This is a genomic window from Comamonas jiangduensis (genome assembly GCF_030162955.1).
GTDB classification, from domain to species: domain Bacteria; phylum Pseudomonadota; class Gammaproteobacteria; order Burkholderiales; family Burkholderiaceae_C; genus Comamonas; species Comamonas jiangduensis.
Window position 1 is genome coordinate 52,227 of record NZ_JARXOV010000011.1, and the last position, 15,611, is coordinate 67,837.

The 15,611-nt window shown below is 60.3% G+C and carries 16 protein-coding genes and 4 tRNA genes; 16 read left to right on the plus strand and 4 right to left on the minus strand.

Annotated features, from left to right (window positions below; all coding sequences use genetic code 11):
* The first annotated feature begins 183 nt into the window (after window positions 1–183).
* The 8 genes from QEP12_RS10155 to QEP12_RS10190 all read left to right on the plus strand — a co-directional run bounded on the left by QEP12_RS10155 (window position 184) and on the right by QEP12_RS10190 (window position 7,133).
* A complete protein-coding gene (locus tag QEP12_RS10155; protein ID WP_284214150.1) occupies window positions 184–2,706 on the plus strand; it encodes an ABC transporter permease in 2,523 nt (840 codons plus the stop codon).
* Window positions 2,707–2,903: 197 nt separating this feature from the next.
* Window positions 2,904–3,284 (plus strand): TraR/DksA family transcriptional regulator, encoded by a 381-nt coding sequence (locus QEP12_RS10160; RefSeq protein WP_174863920.1) that lies wholly within the window; start codon window positions 2,904–2,906, stop codon window positions 3,282–3,284.
* Between the two features lie 123 nt (window positions 3,285–3,407).
* The gene (locus tag QEP12_RS10165; RefSeq protein WP_174863922.1) at window positions 3,408–3,812 is read left to right on the plus strand and encodes a group II truncated hemoglobin; all 405 of its coding nucleotides are present in this window, start codon (window positions 3,408–3,410) and stop codon (window positions 3,810–3,812) included.
* Between the two features lie 96 nt (window positions 3,813–3,908).
* On the plus strand, window positions 3,909–4,220 hold the full coding sequence (locus QEP12_RS10170; RefSeq protein ID WP_284214151.1) for a monooxygenase: 312 nt from the start codon (window positions 3,909–3,911) through the stop codon (window positions 4,218–4,220).
* A gap of 81 nt (window positions 4,221–4,301) precedes the next feature.
* Window positions 4,302–4,889, plus strand: coding sequence for a LemA family protein (locus QEP12_RS10175; protein ID WP_284214152.1), 588 nt, complete (start codon window positions 4,302–4,304; stop codon window positions 4,887–4,889).
* A 27-nt stretch (window positions 4,890–4,916) separates the two neighbouring features.
* Window positions 4,917–5,933, plus strand: a complete 1,017-nt coding sequence (locus QEP12_RS10180) for a M48 family metalloprotease (protein ID WP_284214153.1) — start codon at window positions 4,917–4,919, stop codon at window positions 5,931–5,933.
* A 30-nt stretch (window positions 5,934–5,963) separates the two neighbouring features.
* Window positions 5,964–6,662, plus strand: coding sequence for a Crp/Fnr family transcriptional regulator (locus tag QEP12_RS10185; RefSeq protein ID WP_174862929.1), 699 nt, complete (start codon window positions 5,964–5,966; stop codon window positions 6,660–6,662).
* A 156-nt stretch (window positions 6,663–6,818) separates the two neighbouring features.
* Window positions 6,819–7,133 carry a DUF4148 domain-containing protein gene (locus QEP12_RS10190; RefSeq protein WP_284214154.1) on the plus strand — a complete coding sequence of 105 codons (315 nt, stop codon included), beginning with the start codon at window positions 6,819–6,821 and terminating at the stop codon, window positions 7,131–7,133.
* 188 nt (window positions 7,134–7,321) lie between these two features.
* Here the strand turns inward: QEP12_RS10190 and QEP12_RS10195 are convergent, their stop codons facing one another.
* The 3 genes from QEP12_RS10195 to radC all read right to left on the minus strand — a co-directional run bounded on the left by QEP12_RS10195 (window position 7,322) and on the right by radC (window position 9,714).
* Window positions 7,322–8,308, minus strand: coding sequence for a Bug family tripartite tricarboxylate transporter substrate binding protein (locus QEP12_RS10195; RefSeq protein WP_174862931.1), 987 nt, complete (start codon window positions 8,306–8,308; stop codon window positions 7,322–7,324).
* 69 nt (window positions 8,309–8,377) lie between these two features.
* Window positions 8,378–9,040 (minus strand): Smr/MutS family protein, encoded by a 663-nt coding sequence (locus QEP12_RS10200; protein WP_174862932.1) that lies wholly within the window; start codon window positions 9,038–9,040, stop codon window positions 8,378–8,380.
* Window positions 9,037–9,714: a RadC family protein gene (radC, locus tag QEP12_RS10205; protein ID WP_174862933.1), complete on the minus strand. Its 678-nt coding sequence runs from the start codon at window positions 9,712–9,714 to the stop codon at window positions 9,037–9,039. The genes QEP12_RS10200 and radC overlap by 4 nt, the downstream gene beginning before the upstream one ends.
* A 90-nt stretch (window positions 9,715–9,804) precedes the next feature.
* On the opposite strand from radC, the gene QEP12_RS10210 reads away from it, so the two are divergent.
* Together QEP12_RS10210 and ispH are read left to right on the plus strand one after the other, a co-directional pair.
* Window positions 9,805–10,281: an FKBP-type peptidyl-prolyl cis-trans isomerase gene (locus QEP12_RS10210; protein WP_174862934.1), complete on the plus strand. Its 477-nt coding sequence runs from the start codon at window positions 9,805–9,807 to the stop codon at window positions 10,279–10,281.
* A gap of 1 nt (window position 10,282) precedes the next feature.
* Window positions 10,283–11,275, plus strand: coding sequence for a 4-hydroxy-3-methylbut-2-enyl diphosphate reductase (ispH, locus tag QEP12_RS10215; protein ID WP_042417257.1), 993 nt, complete (start codon window positions 10,283–10,285; stop codon window positions 11,273–11,275).
* 161 nt (window positions 11,276–11,436) lie between these two features.
* Here ispH and QEP12_RS10220 read toward each other — a convergent pair whose 3' ends face one another.
* Complete coding sequence (locus tag QEP12_RS10220) at window positions 11,437–12,099, minus strand: CBS domain-containing protein (RefSeq protein ID WP_284214155.1); 663 nt, start codon at window positions 12,097–12,099, stop codon at window positions 11,437–11,439.
* Window positions 12,100–12,272: 173 nt separating this feature from the next.
* Here QEP12_RS10220 and serS point away from each other — a divergent pair, with 173 nt between their 5' ends.
* The 6 genes from serS (at window position 12,273) to greB (ending at window position 14,905) form a co-directional block, all read left to right on the plus strand.
* Window positions 12,273–13,589: a serine--tRNA ligase gene (gene serS, locus QEP12_RS10225; RefSeq protein WP_284214156.1), complete on the plus strand. Its 1,317-nt coding sequence runs from the start codon at window positions 12,273–12,275 to the stop codon at window positions 13,587–13,589.
* Window positions 13,590–13,650: 61 nt separating this feature from the next.
* Window positions 13,651–13,741, plus strand: a tRNA-Ser gene (locus QEP12_RS10230).
* A gap of 2 nt (window positions 13,742–13,743) precedes the next feature.
* A tRNA-Arg gene (locus QEP12_RS10235) sits at window positions 13,744–13,820 on the plus strand.
* 131 nt (window positions 13,821–13,951) lie between these two features.
* A tRNA-Arg gene (locus QEP12_RS10240) sits at window positions 13,952–14,028 on the plus strand.
* Between the two features lie 135 nt (window positions 14,029–14,163).
* Window positions 14,164–14,240 (plus strand) — tRNA-Arg (locus QEP12_RS10245).
* A 92-nt stretch (window positions 14,241–14,332) separates the two neighbouring features.
* Window positions 14,333–14,905: a transcription elongation factor GreB gene (gene greB, locus QEP12_RS10250; protein ID WP_284214157.1), complete on the plus strand. Its 573-nt coding sequence runs from the start codon at window positions 14,333–14,335 to the stop codon at window positions 14,903–14,905.
* Window positions 14,906–15,611 lie beyond the last annotated feature (706 nt).

A 15,611-nucleotide genomic window follows, 5' to 3' on the forward strand; every position in this document is an offset into this window, starting at 1 on the left:
TTTTTGTGAAAGCGTGTAAAGCCGAGCAATGGTCGTGATGGCGGTGGTCTGGCGTTAGGCGTTTAACCCGCGTTCCAAGGGGGCGAAGAGAAAATTTCATGCCCTTGTAAATGATTGCATTGCCCCGCAAGGGGTTTCGCCCAAGCGCAGCTGTTATGGAAAGCATGCGGTATCGTGCACAGCATGACGATGAGCTTTTGGAAATTAGGGTGGCGCACACTGTGGCGCGATGCGCGTGCGGGTGAGTTGCGCCTGTTGTGGCTGGCCGTCACGCTGGCCGTGGCGGCGCTGACGTCGGTGGCGTTTTTTGCCAACCGCTTGGAAGCCGGGTTGGAGCGCGATGCACGCCAGTTGCTGGGCGGTGATGTGGTGATTGCCAGCAACGATGGCAATTTGCAAAGCTTTGTGCAGCAGGCGCAGCAAGAGGGTCTGCGCCATGTGACCACGCTGGTCTTTCCCACCATGGGGCGCGGCACCGATGAGCGTGGTGGCAATGCCCGCTTGGTGGCGCTGAAAGTGGTTGAGGGCGGCTACCCGCTGCGCGGCACGCTGCACGTGTCGCAAGGCGTGGGCCAGCCGGATGCCAGTACTGATGCCATTCCCGCCCCCGGTAACGCGTGGGTGGATGCGGCCTTGCTCTCCGGACTGGAGCTGCAAGTGGGCGACACCTTGCTGCTGGGCGACGCCAGTTTGCGCATTGACCGGCTGATTACGGCCGAGCCCGATCGCGGCGCGGGCTTTATGAGCTTTGCCCCGCGCGTGATGATCAACCAGCAGGATTTGGATGCAACGGGCTTGGTGCAGCCGGCCAGCCGCATCACCTGGCGTTTGGCGGTGGCTGGTGACGATGCCCGGGCGCTGGCGCGTTATGAAGCCTGGGCCAAAGCGCAGGTGGGTGAGCACGGCCGTGGCGGGCGCCGGGTGGAATCCCTGGAAAACGGCAGCCCCGAGATGCGCCGCACGCTGGAGCGCGGTGAGAAATTTTTGAGCTTGGTAGCGTTGCTGGCAGCGCTGTTGTCTGCGGTGGCCGTGGCCTTGGCCGCGCGTGCCTTTGCCCAGCGCCATCTGGATGCTGCCGCCATGCTGCGAGTGCTGGGGCAGCCCCAGCGCAGCATTGCCTGCGCCTATGTGCTGGAGTTTGCGCTGGTTGGCCTGTTTGGCAGTGTGCTGGGCGTGATTCTGGGCTGGGGCGTTCACCACGGTTTTGTCTGGCTGCTGGCGGGCTTGGTGGCCGATGGGCTGCCGCCGCCCAATCTGTGGCCTGTGGGTTTTGGCGTGGGCATGGGCATGACACTGCTGCTGGCCTTTGGTCTGCCGCCCGTGCTGCAACTGGCACAAGTGCCGCCGCTGCGCGTGCTGCGCCGCGATGTGGGGGCCATCAAGCCCATGTCTGCCGGTGTGCTGCTGGTGGGGGTGCTGGGTTTTGCCGCGCTGCTGATGGCGGTGAGCCGCGATGCCAAGCTGGGCGGCATTGCCGTGGGGGGCTTTGCTGTGGCCACGCTGTTGTTTGCGGCCATGGCGTGGCTGGCAGTCAAACTGCTGCGCCGTGTGGTGCAAGAAAACACTGCACCGCGTTGGCTGATTTTGGCCACACGCCAACTGGCAGCACGCCCTGGCTATGCCGTGGTGCAGGTCAGCAGCTTGGCGGTGGGGCTGCTGGCGCTGGTGCTGCTGGTGTTGCTGCGCACGGACTTGGTGAGCAGTTGGCGCCAAGCCACGCCTGCCGATGCCACCAACCGTTTTGTCATCAACATCATGCCGGATCAAGCGGATGCATTTCAGAGCCATTTGCGGGCAGCAGGTGTGAGCCAGTATGACTGGTACCCCATGATTCGCGGGCGTCTGGTGGAGGTGAATGGCCGCGCAATCAGCCCGGACGACTATGCCGACGACCGCGCACAGCGCATGGTGGATCGGGAGTTCAACCTCTCCAACGCCGAGCACATGCCCGATAAAAACCGCGTGACAGCGGGCGCCTGGGTGCCGGGTGAAGCCGATGGCGCCAGCGTCGAAGAAGGTATTGCCGAAACCTTGGGCCTGAAGCTGGGTGATGCACTGGTGTTTGATGTGGGCGGCATTCGCCACAGCGCCCGTATCACCAGTTTGCGCAAGGTGGACTGGGGCAGCATGCGCGCCAACTTCTTCATCATGTTCCCCGTGGCGCAGTTGCCCGATGTGCCCGCGACCTACATGGCGGCCTACCGTGCCCCCACCCAAGCGGGCTTTGACAACGGCTTGCTGCGCGCCTTCCCCAATGTGACGAATGTGGACATGGACAGCACCATTGCCCAGGTGCAGCGCGTGCTCGATCAGGTGATTCGCGCCGTGGAGTTTTTGTTCGCCTTCACGCTGGCAGCGGGGCTGGTGGTGCTGTTTGCTGCGGTCACGGCCACGCGCGAAGAACGCGCCCGCGAATACGCCATCATGCGCGCCATGGGCGCCCAAGGCCGCTTGCTGCGCCAGGTGCAGCGGGCCGAACTGGCCGGTGTGGGCTTGCTGGCCGGCTTTTTGGCCAGCGCGGTGGCCATGGCGGTCGGCTGGGCCTTGGCCCGCTGGGTGTTTGAGTTTGCCTGGACGGCGGCCTGGTGGGTGCCCGTGGCAGGCGCTTTGACGGGCGCTGTGCTGGCGTTGCTGGCTGGCTGGTGGGGCCTGCGCGAAGTGTTGCAGCGGCCGGTCATGCATACCTTGCGCTCTGCGGCTGAGTAAAAAAGATAGCTGCTAGCGTATGCAGATGAATGGCTTCAGATAGTTTTATATCCGAAGCTATTCACTATCAGGCGCTAGTAGCTCATTTTTTAGAAAAACAGTGTGTGGGCTGCGTTGTGTCAGACGAACGCGGATATGTGCGACCCGCCCATTGCAACCCTCTTGCCAGTCCGCATGGGCCGGCGCATGCTTAACGCATGAGCACCATCACCAAAACCCATCTCCAAGCCCTGAAAACCCATTTGCAGCAGCGTGCGCAGCAACTGCTGCAAGAGCTGGACACTGCCCGCAGTGAACAGGCGCAAAGCGTACACGACACCGAAGATTTGCCGCCTGAGCCGGATGCCAACCAGAGCCGCGATACCTCGGACCGCGAGGTACGCCACGCAGAGCAAATGCGCGATCAGCAAGAGCTCAAAGACGTGCGTGCTGCCTTGCTGCGCATGGAAGACGGCAGCTACGGTGAATGCATGGATTGCGGCAAAGGCATTGCCTTGGCGCGGCTGCAGGCGTTCCCTTCGGCCAAGCGCTGCATTGCCTGCCAGACGCTGCACGAGGACAAAAAGCGCCGCGCCTGAAATCAACAGCGATGCCGCGTTTTTAACCTTGGGGCAACGCACTGCTTTGCACGGCTGGCACACTCACCGTTTTGTGTGGTGTGACGCCTGCGCATGTCGCAGGCATTTTGTGCAGAGCGAAGCATGCAGATTGAAGAAAAGCCCCCTTTCGATACCCCGTTTGAATGGATCGGCGGGGAAGAGCCCGTGCGCCGTTTGGTAGACCGCTTTTACGACCTGATGGATCTGGAACCCGGTTATGCCGCGCTGCGTGCCAGCCATGGCAGCACGCTGGAAGATGCGCGCCAAAAACTGTTCTGGTTTTTGTGCGGCTGGCTGGGCGGCCCTGACCATTACGTAGAGCGCTTTGGCCATCCGCGCTTGCGCATGCGCCACATGCCTTTTTCGATTGGTATTTTGGAGCGCGACCAATGGGTGGCCTGCATGGACCAAGCCATGGCCGAAACCGAGGTGCCGCCCGCCTTGCGCGAGCGCCTGAAAAACAGCTTTATGCAAACTGCCGACTGGATGCGCAACAAAGGCGTGTAAGCCATCAGGCAAGCGCTTGTAGCGCACGCGGACAAGCCTTCGCCGGTATGGTGGAGGCTTGTTGGTTTTGAGTTTGTTTTCAACAAGGACAGCGTCATGCCTTTTTTGCTGCAAGTCGATTTTGAAATGGATGGCCCTTACGGTGAGGCCATGGTGCAAGCCTTTGACGGCTTGGCCCACAGCATCAACCAAGAACCCGGCATGCTGTGGAAAATCTGGACCGAAGACCCTGACCACAAGCAGGCCGGAGGCGTTTATCTGTTTGATACCCATGCCCACGCGCAGCAATACCTGCACATGCATACGGCACGCCTGACGCAGGCGGGTGTGCGCAATTTGCGCGCCAAGATCTTTGCGGTGAATGAGGCGCTCAGCGCCATCAACCACGGCCCTGTGACGGTGGGCTAAAACAGCACTTGCAACGCCCTAGGGTGTGCCTCATGCGCTCGGTATGATGCAGGCATCTATAGCAATAGAGGGTGGGTGAAAATGGCTGCATATATCGTGCTGGGGCTGGTGGTGGTCATCGCGCTGTGGGCGGTGGGGGTCTACAACCGCCTGCGCACCCAAAAAAATCAGGTGGAAAACGCGTTTGCACAGATTGATGTACAACTCAAGCGCCGCTATGACTTGATTCCCAACCTGGTCGAAGTTGCGCGCGGCTATATGCAGCATGAGGCCAGCACCTTGGAGGCTGTAACGCGCGCCCGCAATCAGGCGGTGGCTGCCAGCGATGCCTTGCGCAGCCATGTCCGCGATGGCAAAGCCTTGGCCGCTTTTTCTGCGGCAGAGCAGGCCCTGGGTGGTGATTTGGGGCGGTTGATGATGACGGTAGAGGCGTACCCGGACCTCAAGGCAGATGCGCAAATGCAAAGCCTGAGCGAAGAAATTGCGAGCACCGAAAACCGCATTGGTTTTGCCCGCCAAGCCTTTAACGACCAAGTGCTGGCGTTCAATGACCGAGCCAGCCAGTTCCCGGACCTGATCGTGGCAAGGTTGCTGGGATTTGCTCACATGGGCATGCTGGAGTCCACCACCAGCGCGCAAGAGCGTACTGCACCCCAGGTGCGGTTTTAAGTACAGCCCAAGAAACGGTTGTAATCCATGCGTTTTTGGGATTGGCAAGCCGATGCGCGTCGCACCACGCGCTGGTTGCTGCTGCTTTTTGCGGGGTGTGTGCTGGTGTCGCTGGCCGCGGTGCATGGCGGCTTGACGTTGGCGTGGTGGCTGCTGTTTTCGCACGCCGGCATGGACTATCCCAAAGGTTTTGTCTTGACCAATGTGGGTGTGACCTTGTTGCTGATTTTGGGTGGTTGGTGGCTTACCCGCGAAGAGCTGAGCCAAGGGGGCCAGAAATTGGCGCAGCGCATTGGTGCCCGGCAGGCGCGCCCCACGCAGGGGCAGGCAGAGCAGCAACTGTGCAACATTGTTCAAGAAATGTGCGTCGCTGCCCAGATGCAGCCCCCACAAGTGGTGGTCTTGGCGCGCACCGATGCCATCAATGCTTTCGCTGCCGGGTGGACGCAGGACGACGCGATTGTGGCGGTGACCCAAGGGGCACTGGACTATCTCACGCGCGATGAAATGCAGGGGCTGGTGGCGCATGAGCTGTCGCACCTCAAAGAAGGCGACACCCTGTTGAATATGCAATTGGCGGGCATGGTCAGCGGCTTGGAGCTGGTTTACAACTTTGGTGACACGGTGCGCGAGCGCGGTGGCCTGGCCTGGTGGTTTGGTACTGTGGTCATGGCGGCAGGCTTTGTTGGGTGGTGCAGTGGGCGTTTGCTCAAAGCAGCAGTCTCGCGCCAGCGTGAATACCTGGCCGATGCGCGCGCGGTGCAATGGACGCGCAGCCGTGATGCATTGGGCGGCGTGCTGCGCAAAGTGATGACGCAGCGCCAGGCCGCTGCACAGTTTCGGGGCGGCTGGCGTGGTGATGCGCGCAGCCATGCTGGGCCGAACCACCCGCTGGTGCAGCACATGCTGCTGGCTGAAACCCCAGACAGCAGTAAGCTGGAGCACTGGCTGGATGCCCACCCGCCCCTGGAGGCCCGCGTGGAGCGCATTTATGGCCGCCCGATGCGGGGTTTGCCTTTGCGCGCTTGCGCAGCCAACTCCTAAAAGCAGCGCAGCGCTGCAAAGTCTTAAGCCATGTCCACCTCTTCACAGCCCGCGTCTTGGCAGTTGTTGCGTGCAGTGCCTGCTTTTGCACATCTGGATACTGAGCGTTTGACGTGGTTGGCGCAGCAGATGCGCTGGAGCTCACTGGACAAAGGGCAAGAGGTGAAAGAGCCTTTTTGCGATGCACGTGTGCATGTCATCTTGTCGGGGCAGCTGCAGGTGTTGTGCACGAATGTGCAGGGCAAAGAGCTGTTGCTGGGAGAGCTGCTGCCGGGGCAAATGTTTGGCAATATTTTGCTGTGCGCATCCATTCCGCCAGGGATGTCTCTGGTGGCGGCAGAGCCGACCTTGCTGGTGGTGATGGACAAGGTATCTACCCAAGAGTGGCTGGTGACCGATGTCAGCGCGGTTTTGGGCATTGTGAACAACGTGACCAATTTGCTGTGGCAACTGGTCAATCGCGTCGTGGAGATGGGCACACTCAATGTGCGCAGCCGCTTGCATATGCGCTTGCTAGCCCTGGCGCAACGCCAAGGCATACGTAACAACCAAGTGGTGCTGGCCCCCAGCCCTACGCAGGCCAGTTTGGCTGCGTACTTAGGAACCAGCCGCGAAGAAGTAGCGCGTGAAATGTCTCGCTTGGTACGGCTCGGGCTGCTGCAAAGACAGGGGCGCAATATTGCGCTGATCAATGTGGATGGTTTGATCGCGTTGGCCGAGGCCCAGTAATCGCAGTCGACAGGCTTTGCTGAAACGGGATTTTGCCTGGCAAAAGTGAGAAAACGCACAGACATTCCCGGCCGCTAAGGTGGACACTCCTTCCCCATGAAGTGCGGCCGGTATCGGTCTATCCGGTGCCTGCTGGTGACAGAGAAGGAGTTAACCATGTCCATATATTACCGAACTTTGGCCTGTGCAGCGCTGGCCTTGGGTGTGAGTGCTGTGGCCCAAGCCCACAATGACGCTGCTGCAAACACTGCAACGCAAGGACTGACCCGTGAACAGGTGCTGGAAGATTTGCAGCAGTGGCATGCGTCAGGCATGACCTTTGTGCCCCATCCGTCCGGCTACAGCGATGCGGCACAAAGCCCCGAGTACCAGCGCTACCTGCAGCAAAGGCAGGCCGCAGCGCAGACCAAGGCTGCTGAGGCGGATGCTGCACAGACTGCCGCCTCTGAGGTGTCGACAAAGCAGCCTTAAATATTGGAATAACGACGAAAAACACAGCCCTTCGGGCACTGGGTTCATGCGCCCGTCTTCTGAGGTTCAGGATGCACAGCTGATCGCTGCTGGATGAAGTAGAAAGCACATGGATTGGGGGCAAGCACATTCTTGTGCTTGCCCTTTATTTTTAGTGAGCCTGACGCTGCGCGAGCGCGAGGTGCGTTTCAGAGCTGAATGTCAGCAGCGGCAATGACGGAGCCAAAGCGCCGGCTTTCAGCGCGGATGAACTGCTGAAATTCTGCGGGCGTAGGGAAGTAATGCTCATAGCCAAAAGTTTGAAACTTGGGCTGTATGTCGGGCTCACGCAGGGTGGTGGTGAGATCCCGCCGCAGTTGTGTGACGGTCGAGGATGGTGTGTGGGGTGAAACTGCCAGTGCATTCCACCCCGTCACAATCGCTTGGGCGGGGCCTCCGGACTCAGCCACGGTAGGAATGTCTTCAAAGCCTTGCAAGCGCTGTGGTGCCATCACCGCCAAAAATCGTAGCTTGCCAGCGCGTGCCAGTGGGCCTGCGGTGCCAGAAGAGCCCAGTGCAAAGTCCAGCTCTCCATTGGCCACACTTTGGTAGAGCTGGCCGGTTTCCTTGAAAACAATGTGCTCCATGCGGGTGTGGGTCAGCGCTGCCAACTGCAAGGAACCCAGGTGCACGGCATTGCCAATCGACCAAGAGCCATAGTTGAGCTGGCCGGGGCGCGCTTGGGCGTCTGCAATCAAGTCAGCCATGCTGCGGTAGGGGCTGTGGTTGGGCACGCAGACAAAAAAGAAGGTGCGAAACAGCGGGGCCAGCACCAGAAAATCACGCACAGGGTCGTACGGCAGTTTGCGAAACAGATGCGGGTAAGCCGCAAGGTGCACGTTGTCCAGCAGCACCATGTCGGTGCCGTCTTGCGCCCCACGTTTGAAGGCGTCAATCGCAATAAAACCGTTGCCTCCGGGGCGGTTTTCAATCACGACAGCTTGATTCCACATGCGTGCCAGTTTTTCGCCCACGATGCGTGCCGTGCCATCGGGGCCTCCGCCCACCGGGAAAGGATTGATGATGCGCACAGGTTTGCTGGGCCAGGTGGTGTTTGCAGCTTGGCTGTGAAGCACAGGATTGGCGGCAAAAGCACCCAATGCCAGCACGGCGTGGCGTCGATTCAGCAAACTCATGGCAAACAGGGACTCCGTGTTTGGAAGATGTGGGTGGGAAGGTGTCGTGGGCATTAAAAAATGGCGCCCTCAGTACAGCTTGCGTTTGCCCGGCTGCAGCAGCACGACCAAGGCGCCAGCCCCACCATCGGCGGGGCGCGCTTGCACAAAGGCCAGCACTTCTTTTTTCTGCACCAGCCAGCGCTGTACCTTGGCTTTGAGAACGGGGGTTCGCCCCGGTGAACCCAGCCCTTTGCCATGCACTACGCGCACGCAGCGCAAGCCGGTGCGGTGCGACAGGCGAATGAATTGGCCCAGCGCCTCACGTGCTTCATCGGAGCGCAGGCCGTGCAGATCCAGCTGACGCTGGATGCTCCAGTGCCCGCCGCGCAGCTTGTGCGTCACATCCAGGCCAATGCCGGGGCGCCGGAAGCTGAGCTGGTCATCCACATCCAGCAGGGTGCTCACGTCAAACTCATCACTCATGGCCTCGCGCAGCACCCGCTCCTCATCCAGCTCATGCTGCAGGCGGCGGGGCGTGGGGGGCACTTGCTCCAACGCAATGCGATCCGTGCGCGGCAGCGGCGTGACGGCGCCCACAAAGTGCGTGAACAGGTTGCGCTCACGCTCGGCGGCCGCTGCAGCGGCTTTGCGGGCTAGGTCTGCGGCTTCTTGGCGTTCGCGTTGCAGCTTGAGCTCTTTGGCAACGCCCCCCAAGGCATGCAAGCCTTGGTGGCGGAAAGCTTGGCTCATCCCAGCTGCCCTTCTTCGGCCATCGAGTGGCTGGCGCCTTGGGTCACGATGATGTGATCGAGCACTTGCACATCCAGCAAGCCCAGCGCACTTTTGAGGTTGCGCGTTAAGGCGTGATCGGCCGTGCTGGGCTGTACGCTGCCACTGGGGTGGTTGTGCGTGAGGATGACCGCCGCTGCATGGTGGTGCAGTGCGCGCAGTGCGACTTCTCGGGGGTAAACCGAGGTCTGGCTCAAGCTTCCTCTGAACATTTCTTCCATGGCAATCAAACGGTTTTGGCTGTCGAGAAACAGCACTGCAAATATCTCATGCGGGCGGTGGCCCAGGTGCAATTGCAGGTAGTGTTTCACAGCTTGTGGGCTGGAGAAGACTTCGCGAGCCCGCAGTTGCTGGGCGGTGGCGCGCTTGGCCAATTCCATCACTGCCAGCATTTCTGCGCGCTTGGCGGGGCCCAGTCCCTTGGTGCGACCAAGGTCTTGGGCGCTGGCATTGAGCAGGCCCGCCAGACCGCCATACCCATCAAGCATGGCTTGCGCCAGCTGCAGCACGCCGCACCCCGCCAGACCTGTGCGCAGCAAAATGGCCAGCAATTCCGCGTCGGACAAGGCGTTGGGGCCACGCGCCAGAATTTTTTCGCGGGGCAGAAGGTCGTTCGGGAGGTCTTTGAAAGCCATGGTCTTGGTGCTGAACGCGGATAAACAGACGCCAAGGGCACAGGGGCATGCCCGGTTTCCTACAATGTGGGCCAGTTTATCGGGACTTCCATGACCAATTCCGCGCCTATGACCACGACTTCTGTGCCCTCCGTACAAGCGGGCTCCTTCCTGACGTTGCACTACCGTCTGGCCGGCCCGGCCGGTGATGTGATCAACACCTTCCTGGAAAAGCCCGGCACGCTGTCGCTGGGCACGGGCGAGCTGTCGCCGGCCATCGAGGAGCAACTGATCGGTCTGCCCGAAGGCACGCACACCACGTTCGAGCTGCCCGCCGGCGTGGCCTTTGGCGAGCGCAATCCCGACATGCTGCAGTGGGTGGCGCGCAAGCTGCTGAACGAGTTGGGCGATCCGCACGAGCAGTACGCCGCGGGTGACGTGGTGCAGTTCCCCACGCCCGACGGGCTGGGCAGCTACGCCGGCTCGGTGGTGCAGGTGCGCGAAGACGGCGCCGTGCTGTTTGACTTCAGCCACCCGCTGGCGGGCCAGCCCGTGACCTTCGAAGTGCAGATCATCGGGGTGCTCTGAGGTGGTCGACGCCAAAGAAATCCTGCTGGCCGAGCCCCGGGGCTTTTGCGCCGGTGTGGACCGCGCCATCGAGATCGTCGAGCGGGCGCTGCAGAAGTTTGGCCGCCCGATCTATGTGCGCCACGAAATCGTGCACAACACCTTCGTGGTCAACGATCTGAAGGACAAGGGCGCGATCTTCATCGAAGAGCTGTCGGACGTGCCCCCGGGCGCCACCCTGGTGTTCAGCGCCCACGGCGTGAGCAAGGCGGTGCAGGAAGAGGCGCAGGCGCGCGGCTTCAGCATCTTCGATGCGACCTGTCCGCTGGTGACCAAGGTGCACGTCGAGGTCGCCAAGCTGGCCAAGGAGGGCTATGAGTTCCTCATGATCGGCCATAAGGGCCACCCCGAGGTGGAAGGCACCATGGGCCAGCTGTCCGAAGGCATCCACCTGGTGGAAGACGAAGCCGATGTGGCCAAGGTCCAGCCCAGGCAGACCGAGCTGCTGGCCGTGGTGACGCAGACCACGCTGAGCGTGGACGACGCTGCCGGCATCAAGGCCGCCATCAAGGCGCGCTTTCCGCATGTGCGCGAGCCCAAGCAGCAGGACATCTGCTACGCCACACAGAACCGCCAGGATGCCGTCAAGGTGCTGGCGCCGCAGGTGGACGTGGTGATCGTGGTGGGCAGCCCCACCAGCTCCAACAGCAATCGCCTGCGTGAGCTGGCGCAGCGCCTGGGCACGCCCGCCTACATGGTGGACAATGCGGACGAGCTGCAGCAGGCGTGGTTCGAATCGGCCAGCCGCGTGGGCTTGACGGCCGGGGCCTCGGCCCCCGAGGTGCTGGTCAACGGCGTCATCGCCCGCATCAAGGCGCTGGGCGCGGTCTCCGTGCGCAAGATGGATGGCGTGGAGGAAACCATGAAGTTTCCGCTGCCCAAGGGCTTGAAGATGATCGACCCCGCCACGGGCCTGGAGATTGAAGTGCGCAAGGCACCCGAAACCGGCGCTTAAAGCCAATCTGTAATCATCAAAACAAAGAGCGCCTAGCGCTTGGTATCTAAGTACCTCAGCATGTTTTATATCTGAAGTGCTTGAAATGCCAGCGCTAGGCGCTCTTTTTTTATTGAAAGCGTTATTTAAAGCATAGGTGCTGCGTAGCAGGGTGGGGCAGCTCAGCTCCACAAATCCAGCGGTGGGTCGCTGGCCACGGCGCGCAAGATATCGGTGCGGCTGATAAAGCCACTCAGGTGCCCCAAGTCATCGGTCACGGGCAGACCGGGCAAGCCGGTCTCCAGCAGCACATGGGTGACGCGGCGCAAATCGGTGTCTTCCGCCACCGTAGGCACCGGCGTAATCATCACCTCGCTGACCGGGCGCTTGGCCAGGGCAATTGCCTCGCGCACCGCGCCGGGCTCGGGTAGCAGCGCCAGCGGTGCCATGTCCGCACGCAGCAGCAGCCCCACCACAATCCCTTGGGCATCCAGCACCGGGGCTTGGGCAATTTTTTTGGTAGCCAGCAGCTGCCAGGCTTGCTCCACCCGCAGCTCAGGGGTGAGGGTGACCGCACCGCGCGTCATCACATCGCGCACCACGTAGAGCTGGCGGCGCTCCTCCTTGGGGCCTTGCTCGGTGCCCAGATAGGCCGAGACGGCACCCTGCGCACGTGCAGACAGTGGAGGGGCCGGATTGCGGATTTGGGCTTCTTGCCCCTCCACCCCGGAAGCCCCAGCGCGCAGGCCGCTGGGGCGTGGTACGCCGCGCACGGCGGTGATGTGGCTCAGGCGATCAGCGCCTCCTTGGTACATGGGGCCGTTGATGCCAAAGACATAGAACATGCGCGAGTCTCCTTGGTCTGTGCGCGCAAAGCGCAGAAAAAATCCTGGTGTTTTTGGGGGCAGCTTTCTATCTATCGGCAGCAAAGCCTGCAACTGAACACCAACTGCCGCACAATGGCGGATAGATTGCGGTGCCAGCGCCTGTGTTGGCCCGCCCCCTTAAAATTGCGACCATGCTAGACATCCTCCTTCTTCGTAAAGACCTCGACTCCGCCATCGCGCGCCTGGAAACCCGCAAAAAGCCCCAAGCCTTCCTGAATGTGGAAGCCTTCCAGGCCCTGGAGTCCGAGCGCAAGACCTTGCAAACCCGCACGGAGGAGCTGCAAGCCCAGCGCAATCAGCTGTCCAAGCAGATCGGCATGCTGATGGGCAAGGGCGATAAGGACGGCGCCGAAGCCGCCAAGGCCCAGGTGGCCGCCTCCAAGACTGAACTCGAGCAGTCCGACGCGCGCCTGGAGCAGATCAAGACCGAGCTGGAAACCATGCTCCAGGCCGTGCCCAACCTGCCGCACGAGAGCGTGCCCGTGGGTGCCAGCGAAGACGACAACGTGGTCGTGCGCACTTGGGGCACCCCCAAGACCTTTGACTTCGAAGTCAAGGACCACGTGGACGTGGGCACGCCCCTGGGCCTGGACTTCGACATGGGCGTGAAGCTGTCGGGTTCGCGCTTTACCGTCATGAAGGGCGGCATTGCCCGCCTGCACCGCGCGCTGGCGCAGTTCATGCTGGACGTGCAGACCGGCGAGCACGGCTACACCGAGTGCTACGTGCCCTATGCCGTGAACGCCGATTCTCTGCGTGGCACCGGCCAGTTGCCCAAGTTTGAAGGCGACCTGTTCGCCGCCAAGAAGGGCGGCCAAGAGGGCGAACCCGTGCCGGACAACCAGGCGCTGTACCTGATCCCCACTTCGGAAGTACCCCTGACCAACTTCCTGCGCGATGTGGTTGTGCAAGAGTCGGAGTTGCCCATCAAGCTGACGGCCCACACGCCGTGCTTCCGTTCGGAAGCCGGCAGCTACGGCCGCGACACGCGCGGCATGATCCGCCAGCACCAGTTTGACAAGGTGGAGATGGTGCAGATCGTGCACCCCGAAAAGAGCTACGAAGTGCTGGAAGAGATGACCGGCCACGCCGAAGCCATCCTGCAGAAGCTGGGCCTGCCCTACCGCGTCATGAGCCTGTGCACCGGCGACATGGGTTTTGGTGCCACCAAGACCTATGACCTGGAAGTGTGGCTGCCCGGCCAGGGCAAGTACCGCGAAATCAGTTCGGTCTCCAACTGTGAAGCCTTCCAGGCCCGCCGCATGCAGGCCCGCTTCAAGAACGCCAAGGGCAAGAACGAGCTGGTGCACACGCTCAATGGCTCTGGCCTGGCCGTGGGCCGCTGCCTGGTCGCCGTGCTGGAGAACTACCAGCAGGCCGATGGCTCGGTGATCATCCCCGAGGTGCTGCGCTCCTACATGGGTGGTCTGGAGCGTCTGCAGGCCTAAAAAACTCCGGGTTTTCCGGAGGCGGTCAAAAACACTGCTACAATAGCAGCTTCGACACTGCGGAGAGGTGGCAGAGTGGTCGAATGTACCTGACTCGAAATCAGGCGTACGTGAATAACGTACCGTGGGTTCGAATCCCACCCTCTCCGCCAATGCGGCTGTAGCTCAGCTGGATAGAGTACTTGGCTACGAACCAAGGGGTCGTGGGTTCGATTCCTGCCAGCCGCACCAGATTGAAGCCCTAGAACGTAAGTTCTAGGGCTTTTCTCTTTTTATGAAAGCCTTGTTTTTTGATTCGTCAACGGCAAGGTGGGCATCCAAGCAATTGGATACAGTCAGCAGCTTCGGTTGTTGATGGCTTAGCGGCTGTAGCTCAGCTGGATAGAGTACTTGGCTACGAACCAAGGGGTCGTGGGTTCGATTCCTGCCAGCCGCACCAGATTCAAGCCTCAGAGATGCAAATCTCTGAGGCTTTTGTCTTTCTGGATGTCATGGATGCATATTTTTGCGATGAAAAGAATTTTTCATCGTTGGGGAATTAAGGGTAATTACTTACTCTATAATCGGTAGCTTAGCGGCTGTAGCTCAGCTGGATAGAGTACTTGGCTACGAACCAAGGGGTCGTGGGTTCGATTCCTGCCAGCCGCACCAATTAGAAGTCCTGATATCGCAAGGTATCAGGACTTTTTGGTTTGTGTGCTGCAAAGATTTGCAGCGCCGCTTTTGTGTGAAGATTGCAGCCTATGAACAAGGCTTTCACCAAGGAAACCGATGGGCAAGACGATGACGACGATCTGCCCAGCTTGCCCGCCATTCCCAAGGGCAGCAAAAACTATATGACGCCGCAAGGCTATCTGGCGCTTAAAAATGAGTTGCTGGAGTTGATCGACAACGAGCGTCCCAAAATCGTCGAGGTGGTGCACTGGGCGGCCAGCAATGGTGACCGCTCGGAAAATGGCGACTACCTGTATGGCAAAAAGCGGCTGCGTGAAATTGATCGCCGTATTCGCTTTCTGACCAAGCGGCTGGAAATTGCCGAGGTGGTGGATCCCTCGGTGCACCACGGCAGCGAACAGGTGTTTTTTGGTGCCACGGTAACGTATGCCGATGACGAGGCTGTGGAGCGCACCATCACCATCATGGGGATTGATGAGGCCGACAGCAGCAAGCAGCAGGTGAGCTGGATTGCCCCCGTAGCGCGAGCCCTGCTGAAATCCAAAGTTGGGGATGAAGTAGCCTTGCCCACACCTGCAGGCGTGCGCATGTTGGAGGTGCTGGATGTGGTGTACCCGGAGCCTGCACACTGTGAAATGTGAGCTATGAATTAATGAGCTGCTGGCGCTTGTAGAACAAAGATTTCGAATAGAAAACTATTTAAAGTCATTGTTTGATAAGCGCAAGCAGCTCATTTTTTAATACAAGCGTATGGATTGCAGTCACAGATAGCAAGATTGCCAGGACGTAGGTAATTGGTTGGCTATACATCCCGCCAAAGAGTGCCATGAATTGGATAGAGGTCTGGATGGAGAAAAGCACTGGGCCCTTGCGTTCAGAATTTTTTCAAGCGGGTTACATCACAGCGCAGGCCCGCCTCAGGCCGCTCCGCTTTGCTGCGGTTCATACCCGAAGCGCCCCACGCGTTGTAGCGCATCGATTTGAAAAGGCACTGAAAATGCTGGCAAGGCATGTGCCATCTCCTGGCATTGCGTGATGGCTGATGGCGTTCAATCTGCAGAGCTAAGTACAGGTGCAGGTGGCCTCAGTGCGTCTGGCTCTCACTGCTAAGACTGGGTATACGGGTGAGTTTGTGCCGCCTCCGCCACCTACAAACGGTAATCATCCAGCGGGTACGCCAGCACGCTGGATGTCAGCAGTACTGGCAGCGGCACATGAATACAAGCAGATGGATTTGCCCCGTCCACTGACAAACATGGTGCGCTGATGTGTTGCCCATGCAGTAGCACGCTCGTTACCAGACTCCTCAATCCACAGATCCACGCTACGCAGGCATAAAAAAACGCG